The 17,844-nt window shown below is 52.3% G+C and carries 14 protein-coding genes and 1 pseudogene; 12 read left to right on the top strand and 3 right to left on the bottom strand.

Annotated elements, in window-relative coordinates:
- Nucleotides 1-205: 205 nt before the first annotated feature.
- The 3 genes from PMI41_RS16210 (at nt 206) to PMI41_RS16200 (ending at nt 3,453) form a co-directional block, all read left to right on the top strand.
- Nucleotides 206-880 carry a protein-L-isoaspartate O-methyltransferase gene (locus PMI41_RS16210; protein ID WP_008126608.1) on the top strand — a complete coding sequence of 225 codons (675 nt, stop codon included), beginning with the start codon at nt 206-208 and terminating at the stop codon, nt 878-880.
- 139 nt (nt 881-1,019) lie between these two features.
- Nucleotides 1,020-2,450: a TolC family outer membrane protein gene (locus PMI41_RS16205; RefSeq protein WP_008126607.1), complete on the top strand. Its 1,431-nt coding sequence runs from the start codon at nt 1,020-1,022 to the stop codon at nt 2,448-2,450.
- 196 nt (nt 2,451-2,646) lie between these two features.
- Complete coding sequence (locus PMI41_RS16200; RefSeq protein ID WP_008126606.1) at nt 2,647-3,453, top strand: DUF2497 domain-containing protein; 807 nt, start codon at nt 2,647-2,649, stop codon at nt 3,451-3,453.
- Nucleotides 3,454-3,455: 2 nt separating this feature from the next.
- Here the strand turns inward: PMI41_RS16200 and PMI41_RS16195 are convergent, their stop codons facing one another.
- Complete coding sequence (locus PMI41_RS16195) at nt 3,456-3,800, bottom strand: hypothetical protein (protein ID WP_008126605.1); 345 nt, start codon at nt 3,798-3,800, stop codon at nt 3,456-3,458.
- Nucleotides 3,801-3,959: 159 nt separating this feature from the next.
- On the opposite strand from PMI41_RS16195, the gene PMI41_RS16190 reads away from it, so the two are divergent.
- From PMI41_RS16190 to PMI41_RS16170, 5 genes are all read left to right on the top strand, one after another.
- Nucleotides 3,960-6,746, top strand: coding sequence for a valine--tRNA ligase (locus tag PMI41_RS16190; protein WP_008126604.1), 2,787 nt, complete (start codon nt 3,960-3,962; stop codon nt 6,744-6,746).
- A gap of 382 nt (nt 6,747-7,128) precedes the next feature.
- Nucleotides 7,129-8,394, top strand: coding sequence for an OmpP1/FadL family transporter (locus PMI41_RS16185; RefSeq protein ID WP_008126603.1), 1,266 nt, complete (start codon nt 7,129-7,131; stop codon nt 8,392-8,394).
- A gap of 198 nt (nt 8,395-8,592) precedes the next feature.
- Nucleotides 8,593-9,888: an OmpP1/FadL family transporter gene (locus tag PMI41_RS16180; RefSeq protein ID WP_008126602.1), complete on the top strand. Its 1,296-nt coding sequence runs from the start codon at nt 8,593-8,595 to the stop codon at nt 9,886-9,888.
- Between the two features lie 261 nt (nt 9,889-10,149).
- Nucleotides 10,150-10,467: a hypothetical protein gene (locus tag PMI41_RS16175; RefSeq protein ID WP_008126600.1), complete on the top strand. Its 318-nt coding sequence runs from the start codon at nt 10,150-10,152 to the stop codon at nt 10,465-10,467.
- Nucleotides 10,468-10,520: 53 nt separating this feature from the next.
- Nucleotides 10,521-11,255 (top strand): tetratricopeptide repeat protein, encoded by a 735-nt coding sequence (locus tag PMI41_RS16170; protein WP_244423963.1) that lies wholly within the window; start codon nt 10,521-10,523, stop codon nt 11,253-11,255.
- Between the two features lie 2 nt (nt 11,256-11,257).
- Here PMI41_RS16170 and xth read toward each other — a convergent pair whose 3' ends face one another.
- Nucleotides 11,258-12,037 carry an exodeoxyribonuclease III gene (gene xth, locus PMI41_RS16165; RefSeq protein WP_008126596.1) on the bottom strand — a complete coding sequence of 260 codons (780 nt, stop codon included), beginning with the start codon at nt 12,035-12,037 and terminating at the stop codon, nt 11,258-11,260.
- 141 nt (nt 12,038-12,178) lie between these two features.
- On the opposite strand from xth, the gene PMI41_RS16160 reads away from it, so the two are divergent.
- Nucleotides 12,179-13,669, top strand: a complete 1,491-nt coding sequence (locus PMI41_RS16160; RefSeq protein WP_008126594.1) for a nucleobase:cation symporter-2 family protein — start codon at nt 12,179-12,181, stop codon at nt 13,667-13,669.
- A gap of 56 nt (nt 13,670-13,725) precedes the next feature.
- On the opposite strand, the gene erpA is transcribed toward PMI41_RS16160, so the two are convergent.
- Nucleotides 13,726-14,061 carry an iron-sulfur cluster insertion protein ErpA gene (gene erpA, locus PMI41_RS16155; protein ID WP_008126593.1) on the bottom strand — a complete coding sequence of 112 codons (336 nt, stop codon included), beginning with the start codon at nt 14,059-14,061 and terminating at the stop codon, nt 13,726-13,728.
- A 157-nt stretch (nt 14,062-14,218) separates the two neighbouring features.
- Here erpA and PMI41_RS16150 point away from each other — a divergent pair, with 157 nt between their 5' ends.
- From PMI41_RS16150 to PMI41_RS16140, 3 genes and pseudogenes are all read left to right on the top strand, one after another.
- A complete protein-coding gene (locus tag PMI41_RS16150) occupies nt 14,219-15,427 on the top strand; it encodes a deoxyguanosinetriphosphate triphosphohydrolase (protein ID WP_008126591.1) in 1,209 nt (402 codons plus the stop codon).
- Between the two features lie 64 nt (nt 15,428-15,491).
- On the top strand, nt 15,492-17,249 hold the full coding sequence (argS, locus tag PMI41_RS16145) for an arginine--tRNA ligase (RefSeq protein ID WP_008126589.1): 1,758 nt from the start codon (nt 15,492-15,494) through the stop codon (nt 17,247-17,249).
- Nucleotides 17,250-17,349: 100 nt separating this feature from the next.
- A pseudogene (locus PMI41_RS16140) lies at nt 17,350-17,844 on the top strand (hypothetical protein); the annotation flags it as partial.

Here is a 17,844-nt window from a genome sequence, read left to right as displayed (position 1 = left end):
GGTCCAATATGCTTTCGAGTTCACCGGGTCCGTGTCCAACCTGCATAAACATGTTATGCACGTGCGAAGTGTTCTGCGTTGCCTCGATACTGGAATCGCTTTCCGGAAAAGGGTATACGGAGTTTCATAATGCCTTTGTGTACTGCGCCTTCAACGGACGCATAACACGATTGCGCTGCTAGTGCTGTTAGGAAAGCTCGGAAATATGGTGCTGAATTTCGAAGACCTGCGGACCAAGATGGTCGATAACCAGTTGCGGACAACTGATGTGACTGACAAGCCGCTGCTGCAGGCATTTCTGGATGTCCCGCGGGAGAAATTCGTACCGAGCGTCCGTGCACCGCTTGCCTATATTGATGATGACGTCTTGGTTTCAACCGCGACTGCGGAAGCCGGTTCACGTTATATCATGCAGCCTTCGCCCTTTGCCAAACTGGTTCAGCTTGCCAATATTCAGCCGGAAGATGTGGTGCTCGATATTGGGTGCGCCACAGGATATTCGGCTGCAATTCTCTCACGAATCTCCAGCTCAGTTATTGCCGTCGAGAGTGATGCGAATCTTGCCGGGCAGGCGACTGCAATCCTCTCATCGCTTGGTTATGACAATGTCGTGGTTTTGACTGGCCCGCTGGAAAAGGGCTATGCGTCCGAAGCGCCGTTTGATGTAATCATAATTGAGGGTAGCGTTGATCACGTTCCTGCGACATTATTTGATCAGTTGAAAGACGGAGGGCGACTCGTTGCTGTTGAAGGCAGCGGAAACTCTGGAAAATCAATGATTTACGTGAAGAACGAGGGAATCGTATCAGGACGACGCGCTTTTAACTCAGCGGTGAAGCCACTCCCGGGCTTCGAGAAAGTACCTGAATTCGAATTTTGAGCGTGTCGCACGTGAGACATAAGTGCAACGGTTGATCACTTTGTTTGCGAATTGGGGTTTGCAGCTGTGGTCAATTCGATAATTGGCTTGTATTGAAATTACAACGTCGAACCGATTGGTTCGGTCAGAATGTTGAGACATGAAGGGGTTTATAGTGTTCATAGCGGGTAAGCGATTACTGACCGCAGCGCTGATGTCAGCCACGGTACTAGCCTCTACGCCATCCATGGCTGAGACGATCTTTGGCGCAATGGCCAAAGCCTACAATAATAACTCCACTCTTAATGCAAGCCGCGCCGGTGTCCGTGTAACGGATGAGGGTGTAGCAATTGCCAAGTCGGGCTACCGGCCAGTTGTTTCTGCAACGGCAAACCTGACATCGACATATACAAAGATCGATGGACGTGGTGTTGGTAATGCGCTGACGGGGTTCGTTGATCATGGAACTTCAAACACTGGTGTGTTTGGCGTTTCCGTCGATCAAATGCTGTTTGATGGGTTTACCACAAAGAACAATGTTTCGTCTGCCAAAACGCAAGTTCTGGCGCAGCGTGAAAACCTTCGTAATACGGAGCAAAACCAGCTATTTGCTGCCGCGCAGGCCTATATGGATGTTTATCTGACACGGCAGATTGTTGTACTGCGTCAGCGAAATATCGAAGCGCTTGACGAACAGCTGCGTGCTGCCCGGGCCCGGTTCGATGTTGGTGAAGGCACACGCACAGACGTTGCACAGGCGGATGCGCAAAAGGCAACGGCAATTGCTCAGCTGAATGTAGCCAAATCAAACCAGAAAACAGCGGAAGCCACCTATGTTCAGGTGATTGGTGAGGCTCCTGGCCGTCTGGAGCGTGCACCGGCTGCCAAGAAATCCTTGCCCCGTTCAATGGACGAGGCATATTCAGTTGCAGAAAATACACATCCTGCAATTCTAGCTACCCGTTATGCCGTCGATGCGGCTGGATATAATGTAAAGGCGACCGAGGGTACATTACTGCCGCAGGTAAGCTTGAGAGGCGAAATTTCGCGTGACGAAATATTCGGCGATCCAAGCGATCTTTCGACAAACAGCAACAACACAACCAGCGCTTCTGCGGGAATTCGCGTAACGGTGCCAATCTATAGTGGTGGCCGTACATCGGCACAGGTTCGTCAGGGTAAGGAAACAGTCGCGCAACGCCGCATCGAAGTTGATGTGGCACGCGATGACGTTCGTCAGGCGATTGCAAGTGCTTATGCCGAGATGGAAGCTGCCAATGCTTCGATCATTGCGCAAAGGACAGCTGTCGCTGCTGCACAACTGGCCTTGAACGGCGTTATTGAAGAGCGCAAGGTTGGCCAGCGTACAACTCTCGACGTGTTGAACGAACAGACCAATGTTTTGACCGCGCAGATTAATCTTGTTCAGTCGGAACGTGATGCTGTTGTCACCAGCTATGCTGCACTGTCGGGCTCAGGCCGGTTGACTGCTTCGCAGATTGGTTTGCAGGTGGCAGAACATCGCCCTGAAGAGCATTATGAAGCAGTGAAGGACAAATGGATCGGCCTTCGCACTCCTGATAGCCGCTAATCGCGCTCGTCATGCTTGTTTGATACTGGCCGCTGGATATATCCGGCGGCCTTTTCCGTTTCTGATACCCGAATCAAAAGTCTGTGGGTTAGCTCGAAACATTGCTCTCAGGGATTCTCAAACACATAACCAGCCTCTACACTGCATGCAGATTCGTTGCACCGCACCGAAACAAGATGTAGTAGGCAAGTTGATCATGGCACAATCACCGATCGGGGCATCCTCTGGGCTAGGCAGCACAGCGCGAGAGCCCTCAATGGAAGAAATTCTCGCTTCTATTCGCCGAATCATTGAGGAGAGCGACACAGCCCGGCCAGACGAAGCGCCGCCGCTGGCTGTAAACTCCGATGTGCCAGCTCAGACAGTATCAAACGTGCAGTTTGAAGAAAGCCATTACAACGAAGAGGCGGAACTTGCACCTCGGCAGGGAATTGCCGTTACGCCTCCTGTACAGAAAATCCCCGAGCAAACATTTGCCCGGCCTTTGCCACCAGTGGAATCCAAGCCGGTTGAGACAGAAGCGAAGGCTGAGCCTGCGGTTGAAGCAGTTTTGCCCACCCCGGAAGCGCACATAGCGGAGCAGCATCTTGAAGAAGTCGTAAAGCAGCTTGATGAACAGCCGAAACCGGCATTGGAACAACCGGAAGCAGTAGGTTATGCGGACTTTGAAACAGTGCAAGCAAAGCCGGAGCCGCAGGCGGCAGTTTCGCCCGAGCCCGTAACCATAGAAGAGTTCGAGACAAGCATGGAAGAAGAGGTCTCGCTTGATCTTGTGCAGGCCTTGGAGCCGATCCTGTCGGAAAGCACCGAGCGTCAGGTGAGTGCCGCGTTTGAAGATTTGTCCTTTGCGGTTCGCAGCGAACAACGGCGTTCATTTGATGAGATTGCACAGGAAATCATGCGGCCTTTGCTGCAGGATTGGCTGGACAACAACTTGCCGACCCTTGTCGAGCGCCTTGTTCGCGAGGAAATCGAGCGCGTAGCACGGGGCGGCAAGCGTTAATCTTAGCGGCCTTGAATCACTTTCAAGACCATCGGCGTAAGATTGCCTTTACTGCTCTCGTTGACATCTTCGCGTGTTAGCTTTCCGCTCGCCAAAGCTTGGCTAATGCGTTTGCAGAATGTCGTTGGCATGTTCTCGATGCTCGTACCTGTTACCACAGCAAGGTTCTGGCGATATTTTAGAGGCTTGTCGCCCATACGATTTGAGCAATAGCCAACCATTTGCTTATGTTGTGCAGGTTTCGCGAGCGTTTTTTGCATTTGGGCATAGCTGGACTCTGAAACCTGTTGGCAGCCAGCAAGTGCAGTGATAGCGAAACTCAGTGTGATAAGATGTGATAACTTCATAGTGCCCCCAAGTGCCAATAATGTAGAGCGCATTGGCGCAATGATGCATTATTTGTCAAGCTGGCAGCGAGTGCATTTGACAAGTCCTCATTGACTTGAGGCCCGGCATTGGGTTTACACCCTAACAATCCTTTTTTCCGCAAAATGACGGACAGTTTTATGCTTGAGAAGACCTATGACGCCGCGGCTGTAGAGCCAGAGATCGCAAAACGCTGGGAAGAAGCTGGCGCATTTAAGGCTGGTGCCGGTTCCAAGCCGGGCGCAGACCCGTTTTCAATCGTCATTCCGCCACCGAATGTGACGGGTTCTCTGCATATGGGTCACGCGCTCAATAATACGATTCAGGACATTATGGTCCGGTTTGAACGTATGCGCGGCAAGAATGTCCTCTGGCAGCCGGGCATGGATCATGCCGGTATCGCAACGCAGATGGTTGTGGAACGTCAGCTGATGGAGCGTCAGCAGCCGGGCCGACGTGATATGGGCCGCGAAAAATTCGTTGAGCGCGTCTGGGAGTGGAAATCGGAGTCCGGTGGCATCATTGCCGGTCAGCTGAAACGGCTAGGTGCTTCCTGTGACTGGTCGCGCGAACGGTTCACCATGGATGAAGGCTTGTCCAAGGCGGTACTTGAGGTGTTCGTTACGCTCTACAAGCAGGGGCTGATTTATAAGGACAAGCGTCTCGTCAATTGGGATCCAAAGCTTTTGACGGCGATCTCCGATATTGAAGTCGAATCGCGCGAGATCAAAGGCCATCTGTGGCATTTCCGGTATCCGCTTGAGAATGTCGCATTCGATCCGGAAAATCCGCATACATTCATCGTCGTGGCGACCACCCGTCCCGAAACAATGCTGGGCGACACTGGTGTTGCCGTTAATCCTGACGATGCCAGATATCACGCGCTGGTTGGTAATGATGTTGTTCTGCCGCTTGTTGGCCGTCACATTCCGATTGTCGCCGATGATTACGCCGATCCTGAAGCCGGATCGGGTGCAGTAAAAATCACGCCTGCCCATGATTTCAACGACTTTGAGGTTGGCAAACGGAATGATCTGCGCCAGATCAATATTCTCAACACAGATGCTTCCATATTCCTGAAGGAAAACAATGACTTCCTCGAAGGTCTGGAGAAATCGAGTCACCTTGACCAGTTGATCCATGCTTTGGATGGCAAGGATCGTTTTCATGCCCGCAAGCTCATTGTAAGCATGATGGATGAGGGCGGATATCTGGAGAAAATTGACGACCACACGCATGCCGTACCGCATGGCGATCGCGGTGATGTGCCAATTGAACCCTATCTGACCGACCAGTGGTATGTGAATGCGGGCGAACTTGCCAAGCCAGCCATTGCAAGTGTTCGCGAAGGCCGAACCAACTTCGTGCCCAAGAATTGGGAAAAAACCTACTACGACTGGATGGAAAATATCCAGCCATGGGCAATCTCGCGCCAATTATGGTGGGGTCACCAGATTCCGGCCTGGTATGGGCCGGATGGTCAGGTTTTTGTCGAACGTACGGAAGAAGAAGCTCTTAGCGCTGCCATACAGCATTATCTGGCGCATGAAGGGCCAATGAAGGCCTATGTTCAGAACCTTCTAGAAGATATGAAGCCCGGCGAAATCCTGACGCGTGATGAGGATGTGCTCGACACCTGGTTCTCCTCAGCGCTTTGGCCATTCTCAACGCTTGGCTGGCCGGACAAGACACCCGAGCTTTCAACTTACTATCCGACCAGCGTTCTGGTCAGCGGCTTTGATATTATCTTCTTCTGGGTTGCCCGGATGATGATGATGGGTCTGCACTTCATGGATACAGAACCCTTCCACACGGTCTATATGCACGCGCTTGTTCGCGACAAGAACGGTGCGAAGATGTCCAAGTCTAAGGGCAATGTCATCGATCCGCTGGAATTGATGGACGAATATGGCGCAGACGCGCTGCGTTTCACACTCGCCATCATGGCGGCGCAGGGCCGCGACGTGAAGCTCGATACAAGCCGTATCGCGGGGTATCGCAATTTCGGCACCAAGCTATGGAACTCGACCCGCTTTGCCGAAATGAACGGCGTTGCGCGCAATCCATCCTTCAAGCCTGACGATGCCAAGCTGACAGTCAATCGCTGGATTTTGACCGAGCTTACCAATGCGGTGCGTGATGTTACGGACGGGATTGCCAATTACCGTTTCAATGAGGCGGCAAGCGCCGCATATCGCTTTGTCTGGAACCAGTTCTGTGACTGGTACATCGAACTCCTGAAGCCGGTATTCAACGGCGATGATGTCGACGCCAAGGCGGAAGCGCAGGCTTGTGCGGCTTATGTACTCGACGAAATTTACAAGCTTTTGCACCCATTTATGCCATTCATGACAGAAGAACTCTGGTCGCATACGGCGGGTGAGGGTGTAAAGCGCGAAACCCTGCTGTGTCATGCCGAATGGCCGGTCTCAACATTCTTCGATGCAGAAGCAGCAGCTGAGATCAACTGGCTTATCGATCTGGTAACGGGTATTCGTTCTGTTCGTGCTGAAATGAACGTTCCTGCGTCTGCAGTTGCCCCGTTGGTGGTTATTGGTGCCAATGATGCTTCCAAGGCCAGATTGGAACGCCATGAAGCTTCGATTAAATGGCGCGCTCGCGTAGACACCATAACCTTGGCAAACGAAGCCCCGAAGGGATCGGCGCAGTTTGTCATCGGTGAAGCAACGGCCTGCCTGCCACTTGGCAGCCTTATCGATGTCGGGGCGGAAATTGCGCGCCTGACAAAAGAGGCTGGCAAGATCGCCGAAGAGAGCGACAAGATCGGCAAGAAGCTCGGCAATGAGAAATTCGTTGCCAATGCGAAGCCCGAAATTGTGCAGGCCGAGCGTGAGCGTCTGGCAGAACTGCAGGAGGCGTCCGTTAAGATCGAAGTGGCGATACGTCGGGTTCGCGAAGCAGGCTGATTCCTTATTTTCCTGCGAATAATGGAAATAGCGGGTGGCCCACCCTTGAAAAAGACCTCGGACCACCCCATTTCAGACTATCAAAAGCCCCAATTTTGTCATTTTTGATCCACGTTGCATTTGCGCAACAATGACGTTTTTTGGCTGAAAAACAGTGTTTTTTGGCATAATACTTTAGGACTAGGGCTTAAGTTTCAAATTTTTTGGCCTCATTTCTGCGAAATCTCGCATTTTGTAGAATCCCCCGCCACTCTGTTCCCAATTGGCGATAAGCAAAGGCGTTGCAAGCGATGCGTGTGCTTTGTTACCTATTACGTATTGGTAATATTTTCCCGAATTACGCTGACATTCGGGACACATGGAAAGCTTTTGGGGAGGACTTATGTCTAAAGCTATTTCGACAATTTTGGGCGGGGCACTATTGTTGACAGGTGTGGCCTCCGCTGCACAGGCCGGGGGGCTGGAGCGCGGAGGCTACAACTACGATCTACTGTTCAGCGAAGACCGTTTTGCATCAGAAGCTGGCGTCATTTACGTCATGCCTGATCGTAAGATCAAAAATGCAAGGGATACCGACCCGACGGATGGCCTTGGCTCGGATGGTCGTGGCGGCGGCAAGACCTCTGTCAACGAAACTGAAAATTACACAATCCCACGTGTTGGCGTGAAGGTTGGTATCACTCAGGATTTCGACTGCCTTGCACAGTATAGCCAGCCTTGGGGTGTGCATACAAAGCCCGGTTCCGATTGGGTTGGTGCAAATGAAAACATCGAAACCAAGATTGAAAGCCACGACTATGGCCTGACCTGCTCGTACAAATTCGACGTGGGTAAAGGTCAGTTGCGCGCTATTGGTGGTGTATCCTATCAGGAAGTCGAAGGCTTCAAGGAACGTCTGGTCAATCCAGCTGGCAAGCCTCTTGGTTTTGACGGCAATGGCAAGCTCGAACTTGAAGGCGACGGTGTAGGCTGGCGCATTGGTGCTGCTTACGAAATTCCGGAAATCGCATTCCGCGCAAGCCTCATCTATAATGCTGAAGTTGATCTTGGCGATGTAGAAGGCACGCTCGACCTTACCGGCCTGCCACCTGTTGGTAGCCCGCTGGCAGGTCGCGTTACCAATGTTTACGGCACAGCGACCATGCCACAGTCCGTCGAATTCAAGCTCCAGAGCGGCATTGCACCCGGTTGGCTGGCTTTCGGTTCGGTCAAATGGGTTGACTGGAGCGTGCTTGATGTCGTGACATTCTGCCCGTCCTCCACAAGGGACATTGCAGCTTGTAGCGTCAATTCACCTGTCCGTGCGACATCCATCGACCTGATGTTCCGGGATGGCTGGACTGTTACCGGCGGTATCGGCCACAAGTTCAACGATCAGTGGAGCGGACAGGTACAGGTCAGCTGGGACCGTGGCACATCGACTGGTCTAACAACCCAGACCGACACATGGTTGCTCTCGACCGGTGTTTCCTGGTCGCCTAACCAGAACTTCGAAATCCGTGCAGGTGGTGCAGTTGGCCTGCTCACATCCGGTTCGTTCGGCAAGACCGATTGCCCACGCAATGGCGGATGCGGTAACTCTGTAGAATATGACTTCGGCGATGACTTTGTGTCGGCACTATCGATATCGGGCAAGTTGAAGTTCTGATCGGACATAATTGAATGATTAAAAACCCGGCAGAGATGCCGGGTTTTTTGTTGCCCGAGTTTTACGTTTTGGTTTTCACACCTGCCTTGGAATTCTTGTCGGGCGGCCTTGCGAATGAGAAGACATTCGCTAATGTCGGTCACCAATATTGCTGTTTTATTTTTGCAAAATTTTTGAATTCATATTTGGGAGATTTTCATGACGAGAACAATTTCGCGGATTCTTGGCAGTGCATTCATCTTATCGGGTTTGACAGGCACGGCACTGGCGGGCGGGCTTGAGCGCGGCGGTTACAACTATGATCTTCTGTTCAGTGAAGATCGTTTTGCATCAGAAGCTGGCGTGATTTACGTCATGCCAAACCGCAAGATCAAAAATGCGCGTGATACGGACCAAAGTGATGGCTTGGGAGCAAATGGAATACCGCAGCTTGGTCTTGGAAAAACGTTGCTGAGTGAGACAGAGAATTATTCGATACCCCGCGCGAGTATTAAGATCGGTATCACGTCAGATTTTGATTGCCTTGCGCAATACAGCCAGCCTTGGGGTGTTCACACAAAACCCGGCAATGAGTGGGTGGGTGTAAACGAGAATATCGAAACAAAGATTTCCAGTGACGAATACGGCCTGACCTGTTCCTACAAATTCAATGTGGGTGGCGGCCAACTGCGCGCAATCGGTGGTATCTCCTATCAGGAGATTGAAGGCTTCAAGGAGCGTTTGGTTTTATCACCCAACGTCTTCAGGGCCTTGGATTCGCGTCTTGTCGGATTTCCAGGCGATGGCACAGGCCGTCTTCAACTTGAAGGTGATGGCATAGGCTGGCGCATTGGTGCTGCCTATGAAATTCCGGAAATCGCATTTCGGGCAAGCCTGATTTACAATGGCGAAGTTGATCTGGGTGATGTTGCCGGTAAGCTTGATCTGTCAGAATTGCCACCACTTCCCATCAACCCATTGGCAGGGCGGGTTACCAATGTTTTCGGAACAGCAGCACTGCCTCAATCCATAGAATTCAAGCTGCAATCGGGTATCGCTCCAGATTGGCTGGCTTTTGGCTCCGTCAAATGGGTGGACTGGAGCATACTGAACATTGTTGGCTTCTGTGCAGAAGGTACACCCGCATGCACGCCTGACAAATACGCCACTTCGCTTGATCTGATGTTTCGTGATGGCTGGACGGTAACGGGTGGCGTAGGTCATAAATTCAATGACCAATGGAGCGGACAGGTACAGGTGAGCTGGGATCGCGGCACTTCTACGGGCTTGACCACACAAACGGACACTTGGTTGCTTTCTTCGGGCGTATCCTGGTCGCCCAACAAGAATTTTGAGATACGCGCTGGTGGTGCCGTTGGCCTGCTTACATCAGGTTCATTTGGCGGTGTTCGCGATTGCGACAACAGACCGGGCAAGTGCGGAACATCGGTAGAATATGATTTCGGTGATGATTTCGTCAGCGCGCTTTCAATCTCCGGCAAGCTGAAGTTCTAATTTTCATATTGATCCTAAAACCGGCAGCGATGCCGGTTTTCATCATTGGAGTGTTGCTGCCAATCGCGCGGCCATTTGAATCATCACTTGGCCATCACTTTTTGTGACGATTCGGCAACAGTGTGGCCAGGATGATTCACACAGGGTGTCTGGCCGTCAAATTTGCCCATTTTGCGCCACAAACCCGGAGCACCTCGATAAGGCGGTAACCTTTTGGAGGTATAAACGTCAGGCAATATTGCTGGCGTACCGTTTGGGGTAATGATGGACGCGACACTACTTTCGCACAAAGCTTTCGGCAGCCAACAGGTGCAGGCAAACGGCAAATCCATTTTGGATTTGCGTTTCGCGGCCGTTGTTCCAGAACTCGAATACTGGAACAGTTCTGTGAAAGGCAGCCGTGCTATTGCCGAAAATCTGCCCAATCATAGCTCAAATGCCATGAAATATTCCGAAATACCGTTGCGAGCCGCCATATCGGTGTTGGCTGGCGGGGTTGATGTCCGCTTTTACGGTCTGGCGCGCTCGAATGCTGCGACACCGGTAGGCCGGAGCGAAGGAATTAAGCTACCATGCTGATCGCCGATCGTTTGCTCGCACCCATTGTGGGAATTGGTCTTTTCCTGAGCGCCATGACTCTGCCCTGCATGGCTTTTGACACCAAGAACGAAATGAACGAGGACTCCAGCCCGTTTGCTCTCTTCAAGTTCGGCTTTTCCGCCTACAAAAATGGCCATAAGGATGAAGCTGTAAAAGCCCTTCGCTTTGCTGCAGAAAAGGGCCATCAGGGCGCGAACTGGAAGCTTGGCCGCATGTATGCCGAGGGTGACGGCGTCAAGGAAGATGACTACGAAGCCTACAAGATGTTCGAACAGGTCATTCAGGAAGGCGCCGATCAGGGCACCCAGAATGAGAGTTATGTAGCGGATGCCCTTGTCGCTCTGGCGGGATATGTAAAACGCGGCATTCCGAATTCACCGATCAACTCGAATCCTGGCGCTGCTCGCGACCTTTATCTGCAGGCGGCCTCGAACTTTGGCGATCCGGATGCGCAATTCGAGCTCGGCAAAATGCTGATGCGCGGCGAGGGCGGCGATGCCAGCCCCAATCAGGCAGCACGCTGGTTCCGCCTGTCCGCACAAAAGGGTCATGCCGGTGCGCAGGCAATGCTTGGGAACCTGTTGTTTCAGGCGGGCAAGACCGTACGCGGCCTGGCCATGATGACGGCAGCGCTTGAACACGCTACCGGCAAGGATCGCATCTGGATCGGCGATATTCAGGAACAGGCGTTTTCGATTTCCGATGAAGCCGACCGACGTACCGCAATGGTTTTGGCTGAGGATATCGTCAAAACCGGCGATTTTTGAAATCAAGCAATAACAATCGCGACGGGGACGTGATCCGAGGGTTTTTCCCAGGCACGGACATGTTTCTCAATGCTGGCGGACTCCAAGCGGTTGGCTGCTTCCGGCGAAAGCATCAAATGATCGATGCGGATACCATTGTTTTTTTGCCAGGCGCCAGCTTGATAATCCCAGAATGTGTAGGTGCCGGATGCTCCCGTGACACTGCGGATAGCATCGGTGAAGCCCAGATTTTCAAGACGGCGGAAAGCTTGGCGCGTTTCGGGCTGGAACAGGGCGTCATTTACCCACGCTTCGGGATTGCGAGCGTCAATAGGCTCGGCGATGACATTGTAATCACCTGCCAGAATAAGCGGCTCTTCAAGAGTCAGACGTTCCTCAGCCCATTTTTCCAACCGCGCCATCCAGCGCAGCTTGTAGGGAAATTTTTCCGTATCGATTGGATTACCATTGGGCAGATAGAGCGATACGATGCGCAGCATGCCTTTCTCGGTTGAGAAAACGGCTTCGATGAAGCGAGCGTGATCATCTTCGTCATCACCCGGGAGTCCGCGATTTACTTCTTCAGGCGAGGTCTTTGACAAGATGGCCACGCCATTGAAGCCTTTTTGGCCGTTCGTCTCCACGTGGTAGCCAAGCGCCTCGATCTCTTCTCGGGGAAAACCTTCATCGACAGACTTGATTTCCTGCAGGCAAACAATGTCCGGATCGGATTCGCGCAACCAAGCTTTGAGCACTTCAATGCGAGCTTTGACGCCGTTGATGTTCCAGGTGACAATTTTCATGGGAAACGCTCGGCTTTTTTCATTGAAAATACTGGGCTTTGCTGAGTTTTTGATTGCGTGGCGACCAATATAGGTCATTCTCGATCATGGGGAAAACGATACTCGCCGGTTCGATAGCCGGTCAAGCCATTGGGGGTATTTATGAGCAGTCCTTCACACATTCATGATGTCGATGCGGGCTTGCCTGCGCCCCGCCTTGCAGCCTTGGGAATACAACATGTTCTTGTCATGTATGCCGGGGCGATTGCGGTGCCGTTGATCGTGGGGCGTGCTTTGCAGCTGGCGCCGGCGGATGTTGCGTTTCTGATTTCGGCGGACCTGTTTGTCTGCGGGATCGTGACGATCATTCAGTCGCTCGGCGCTACCCAATGGTTCGGTATCAGACTGCCTGTGATGATGGGGGTAACCTTTGCTGCTGTTGGACCCATGGTCGCCATGGCGAACGCAAACACCGGTCCTGATGGCGCACGGTTGATTTTCGGCGCAATCATCGGCGCTGGGTTTGTGGCAATGCTGCTGGCACCGCTCATGAGCCGCCTGCTGCGTTTCTTTCCGGCAGTGGTAACAGGCACGATCATTCTTGTTATCGGTGTTTCATTGATGCGGGTTGGTATCAACTGGATATTCGGCAATCCGTTTGGACCGACAGCGCCCAAGATCGTTTCTCCTGAGCATGCGGCGTGGCTGAAGGCTATTACAGAGCTTGTTGCAGTTCCCGGTTCAACCTTACCTGCATTGCCGGAGAAGCTCGCGCTAGCACCTTCAACGTCTAACGCTGCCTATGCGCCGCTTTCAAATATTGCGATATCGGCAGTTGTCCTTGTTTCGATTTTACTTATTGCCCGTTTCGGCAAGGGATTCATCTCCAATATTGCCGTGCTTCTCGGAATTATTATCGGTGCGGTTGTTGCAACGGGCTTTGGCATGATGGGCTTTGAAAAAGTAGCCTCTGCGGGATGGTTCGCGATTATCACTCCGTTCCATTTCGGGCTGCCGTTGTTTGATCCTGTGCTCATCATCACCATGAGTCTTGTCATGATCGTGGTGATGATCGAATCCACAGGCATGTTTCTCGCACTCGGCGATCTTACCGGGCGAAAGATAACGCGGCCAATGCTGTCGGCGGGGCTGCGAACAGATGGTATGGGAACTGTCATAGGTGGTGTGTTCAATACCTTTCCCTACACCAGCTTTTCGCAGAATGTGGGGCTTGTTGGCGTGACCGGGGTCAAGAGCCGTTTCGTTTGCGTTGCCGCCGGTTTTATATTGCTCATACTTGGTTTAGTGCCGAAAATGGGCGCTCTGGTAGAGTCCTTGCCGCAGTTTGTACTGGGTGGTGCAGGGCTGGTCATGTTCGGCATGGTCGCAGCAACCGGCATACGCATATTGTCGAAGGTGGATTTCCAGTCGAGCCGCAATAATCTTTTCATAATCGCGGTATCGCTAGGCTTGGGCATGATTCCCCTGATAGCGCCCGATTTCAAAGTTTGGATGCCTCACGCCATTCATCCGCTCATCGAGTCCGGCATTCTTTTAGCATCGGTGTCAGCGGTTTTGCTGAACTGGTTTTTCAATGGAGCATCGGGCAGCGCTGAGGATCTGCGGGAAGCAGCCAAGGGTGCAGAAACCTGAACCGAAAAAAGGGCTGTCATGAGACAGCCCTTTGAACATTTGGATCGTTAAGCGGCTTAAACGGAAAAGCTTGTTCCGCAACCGCAAGAAGATGTGGCGTTGGGGTTGCGGATTTGGAACGATTGTCCCATCAGATCGTCAACGAAATCAATTTCCGAACCTCCAATATATGGCAGGGAAATCGAATCAATCAGGACCTTTGCGCCGAGTTTCTCAATCACAATGTCATCTGCATCCTGCTCATCGACCAGATCGTATTTATAAGAGAAGCCTGAGCAACCACCACCTTCGACGGAAATGCGCAGAGCTGTTTTGTCCGGATCGGATTTCAAAATTGCTGAAATGCGCTTGGCAGCGGCATCAGAGACAGAAACATTTACAACTTCGGTCATCATCAGTTCCTTTGCGGAAATAACCGCCCGGCTTTTCAGGCAAGACATAATCGTGTCACGCCTTGCCATTCATCATACACCATAGCTAAGAATTGGCGACTGCGAAGTCAATGATCTTGATATATGCCGCGTGAGGCAGAAAATTGGAAATACAGTAATGTCGATGCAGGGTTTGGGGTTTGGTTACAGGGAGAGGGCGTCTTACGCCTGCGATCCACAGCATAGCCGCGGACGGCTGGTGCCGGAGGGCGAGAGTCCCACGCGCACAGTGTTTCAGCGTGATCGTGACAGGATTATCCATTCGACGGCTTTTCGTCGCCTGAAACACAAAACGCAGGTTTTTATTGCGCATGAAGGCGACCACTACCGCACGCGGCTGACTCATACGATTGAGGTGGCACAAATTGCGCGGGCACTGGCGCGTTCCATGCGGCTTGACGAAGATCTGGCAGAAGCAATTGCATTGGTGCATGACTTCGGCCACACGCCCTTTGGTCACACAGGCGAAGATGCGCTTGACGAAAAGATGCACAATTTTGGCGGTTTCGACCACAACGCACAATCATTGCGCATCGTTACCAGCCTTGAGAAGCGCTATGCAGAGTTCGACGGACTCAACCTTACGTGGGAGACCCTTGAGGGGCTGGTAAAACATAATGGCCCGTTGATGGATGCCGAAGGGCAGGGAATTGGCCATCCGGTGCCGGTCGCAATCCTTGAATATAATGTGCAGCATGATCTTGAAGTGGCGCGATATGCTTCACTGGAAGCGCAATGCGCCGCCATTGCCGATGATATCGCCTATAATGCCCATGATATTGATGACGGGCTTCGTTCAGGTCTCCTATCCTTGGCTGCCTTGGAAGATGTAGCCATCACAGGGGATATCCTGCGGGCTGTGAGGCAGAAATATCCTGCTCTCGACGAGGTACGCACGGCGCATGAGATTGTCAGGCGCCAGATAACCATCATGGTCGAAGATGTCATACGTCAATCGCAGGCAAATCTGGATCGCCTCAAGCCCGAAACGACAGATGATATACGCCACGCCAGGCAGAGCATCGTCGCGTTCAGTGAACCCATGCGGCTGCAGGAGAAGGCACTGAAGTCATTTCTTTACAAGAACCTTTATTTTCACGAAAGCGTTGTCAGAATTCGCAAATCGGCTGACAAGATTGTGAGAGACCTTTTTGATGCTTATTTGAATGATGCTCAAGCGATGCCAGAAGGTTGGAGAGAGGAGCAGAATAAGGCCCAATTGCCTGCAAGGGCGCGCCTCGTAGCCGATTTTCTGAGTGGCATGACAGACACCTATGCTGTGCGCGAACACCGAAGGTTGTTTGACCACACGCCCGAATTGTCTTAGAGCAGGCTCGACTTTGGCCATGGGGCCACCCTGTTTTCTACAAACTTCGAATGAGAATTACGTCATGAACATCTTCGCGGACTTCGATGCGCGGATTAAGAACGCCCTACAAGCGCTTGATTTAAAAACAACTGATGGTGTAGCGGTCGATCTCTCACGTGTTGGCGTCGAGCCGCCTCGCGATGCCAGCCATGGTGATATCGCGACCAATGCGGCGATGGTTCTGTCGAAAGCTGTCGGACAAAATCCGCGTGAACTCGCGGTTAAAATCGGTGATGCGCTGAAGAATGATCCTGATGTTGGTTCAATTGATGTTGCAGGTCCGGGCTTCATCAACCTCCGGCTGAAGGATAGTTATTGGCAGCAGCAACTGGCCACAATGCTTGATGCCGGGCTCAATTATGGCCGGTCCAAGCTCGGTTATGGTCACAGGGTCAATGTGGAATATGTTTCCGCCAATCCTACAGGCCCAATGCATGTGGGCCACTGCCGTGGCGCGGTGGTGGGCGATGCTTTGGCCAATCTTTTGTCATTCGCAGGCTACGAAGTAGGCAAAGAATATTATATCAACGATGCCGGCGCGCAGATCGATGTGCTGGCTAGTTCAGTAATGCTCCGGTATCGCGAAGCCTTGGGGGAACAGATCGGTGAGATTCCGGCTGGTTTATATCCAGGTGATTATCTGGTTCCTGTCGGCAAGGCACTCGCTACCGATTTTGGCACGAAGCTGCTCGAAATGCCGGAAGAAGAAAGCCTTGCGATCGTCAAGGACCGGACTATTGATGCCATGATGGCGATGATCCGGGATGATCTGGCTTCGCTCAATGTTCACCATGATATCTTTTTCTCCGAACGGACGTTGCACGCCAACAATGCGAAGCTGATCCGCTCGGCTATCAATGACCTGACGCTGAAGGGACATGTCTATAAGGGCAAGCTTCCTCCACCCAAGGGTCAGTTGCCTGAAGATTGGGAAGATCGTGAGCAAACACTGTTCCGGTCAACTGATGTCGGTGATGATATTGACCGGCCACTGGTGAAGTCTGACGGGCAGTTCACCTATTTCGCTGCTGATGTTGCCTATTTCAAAGACAAATATGATCGGCACTTCGATGAGATGATCTATGTTCTCGGCGCGGATCATGGCGGCTATGTCAAACGGCTCGAATCACTTGCGCGCGCTGTTTCCGGTGGAACGGCGAAGCTGACGGTGCTGATTTGTCAGCTTGTGAAACTTTACCGCAATGGTGAGCCGGTGCGGATGTCGAAGCGGTCTGGCGAATTCGTGACGCTGCGGGATGTGGTCGAGGAAGTCGGCCGGGATCCTGTGCGGTTCATGATGCTTTACCGGAAGAACGATGCGCCGCTCGATTTCGACTTTGCCAAGGTTACCGAGCATTCGAAGGATAACCCGGTATTCTACGTCCAGTACGCATCTGCACGGTGCCATTCAGTGTTCCGGCAGGCGATTGAGCAAATGGGGATTGGTGAAATCGATCTGGCTGCCAGCGCAAAGCATTTCAATTTGCTGACTGACGAGAGTGAAATTGCGCTTATCAGAAAGCTCGCGGAGTATCCGCGGTTGATCGAAACTGCGGCGCTTCATCAGGAGCCGCATAGGGTCGCTTTTTACCTTTATGACCTCGCAAGTTCACTGCACGGACAGTGGAATAAAGGAACCGAAAACCCGGACTTACGTTTTATTAAGGTTAACGATCCAAACTTGTCCCAAGCCAGGCTAGGGCTGGTTCAGGTTGTTTCGAAGGTTTTGGCGTCCGGTCTATCCATTATTGGTGCGGACGCTCCGACTGAAATGCGCTAATAAGCGTAGAAATCCTGTCAACTTTTGCCCACATTGCGCTGGTATGGCCAATGCGTGACGTTTTCGGACGTCCCACAGTTGAGAGTACAGGATTAACGCCATGGCGGAAAACTATCTTCAGCGTTCTCACCGGCAGGATGATTCGCGATTCGGCAATGATGACCCACTGATGGAGCTGTCCCGTATTATGGGAACGCCCGAGCAGGATGAGTCACTTTCCGGATCCAATGATGATTTTGCTTTGGATCTTGAACGCGAGCTGATGGGAGGCTTCGATGACGAGGTCGCCTCGCAGACCGCTTCGGCTGAAACAGATCGCAGTGAGCAGCACGAAGATGACGATGCTGCTGCACGCGACTTTCAAGAGTCGATTGAACGTGAGCTGTCTGCAAGCCAGCCGGAACAGCCATATGATGTTCCCACAGCTCCCGTCGCTGCCTACGAAGAGCCTGATTATGCTGATTATGAGCCAGAGGCGACTTATGCTGACAGCGAAGCGGGTGAGGGTGTAGATGCCTATGCTCAAGCTCCAGTCGCTGCCGAGCCAGCTGCGCCCGTGGCTGGGCAAGCCGCGCCAGCTATAAGCCTTGAGGAT

It is taken from the genome of Phyllobacterium sp. YR531 (assembly GCF_000282595.1).
Lineage (GTDB): Bacteria > Pseudomonadota > Alphaproteobacteria > Rhizobiales > Rhizobiaceae > Phyllobacterium.
Note: the sequence above shows the minus strand (reverse complement) of the source record. Positions and strands in the feature narration are given on the sequence as shown.

What these genes read in the sequence shown, in the direction of transcription:
- PMI41_RS16210 (WP_008126608.1), top strand. Translation starts at nt 206, where the DNA reads ATGGTGCTGAATTTCGAAGACCTGCGGACCAAGATGGTCGATAACCAG.
- PMI41_RS16205 (WP_008126607.1), top strand. Translation starts at nt 1,020, where the DNA reads ATGAAGGGGTTTATAGTGTTCATAGCGGGTAAGCGATTACTGACCGCA.
- PMI41_RS16200 (WP_008126606.1), top strand. Translation starts at nt 2,647, where the DNA reads ATGGCACAATCACCGATCGGGGCATCCTCTGGGCTAGGCAGCACAGCG.
- PMI41_RS16195 (WP_008126605.1), bottom strand. Translation starts at nt 3,800, where the DNA reads ATGAAGTTATCACATCTTATCACACTGAGTTTCGCTATCACTGCACTT.
- PMI41_RS16190 (WP_008126604.1), top strand. Translation starts at nt 3,960, where the DNA reads ATGCTTGAGAAGACCTATGACGCCGCGGCTGTAGAGCCAGAGATCGCA.
- PMI41_RS16185 (WP_008126603.1), top strand. Translation starts at nt 7,129, where the DNA reads ATGTCTAAAGCTATTTCGACAATTTTGGGCGGGGCACTATTGTTGACA.
- PMI41_RS16180 (WP_008126602.1), top strand. Translation starts at nt 8,593, where the DNA reads ATGACGAGAACAATTTCGCGGATTCTTGGCAGTGCATTCATCTTATCG.
- PMI41_RS16175 (WP_008126600.1), top strand. Translation starts at nt 10,150, where the DNA reads ATGATGGACGCGACACTACTTTCGCACAAAGCTTTCGGCAGCCAACAG.
- PMI41_RS16170 (WP_244423963.1), top strand. Translation starts at nt 10,521, where the DNA reads ATGACTCTGCCCTGCATGGCTTTTGACACCAAGAACGAAATGAACGAG.
- xth (WP_008126596.1), bottom strand. Translation starts at nt 12,037, where the DNA reads ATGAAAATTGTCACCTGGAACATCAACGGCGTCAAAGCTCGCATTGAA.
- PMI41_RS16160 (WP_008126594.1), top strand. Translation starts at nt 12,179, where the DNA reads ATGAGCAGTCCTTCACACATTCATGATGTCGATGCGGGCTTGCCTGCG.
- erpA (WP_008126593.1), bottom strand. Translation starts at nt 14,061, where the DNA reads ATGACCGAAGTTGTAAATGTTTCTGTCTCTGATGCCGCTGCCAAGCGC.
- PMI41_RS16150 (WP_008126591.1), top strand. Translation starts at nt 14,219, where the DNA reads ATGTCGATGCAGGGTTTGGGGTTTGGTTACAGGGAGAGGGCGTCTTAC.
- argS (WP_008126589.1), top strand. Translation starts at nt 15,492, where the DNA reads ATGAACATCTTCGCGGACTTCGATGCGCGGATTAAGAACGCCCTACAA.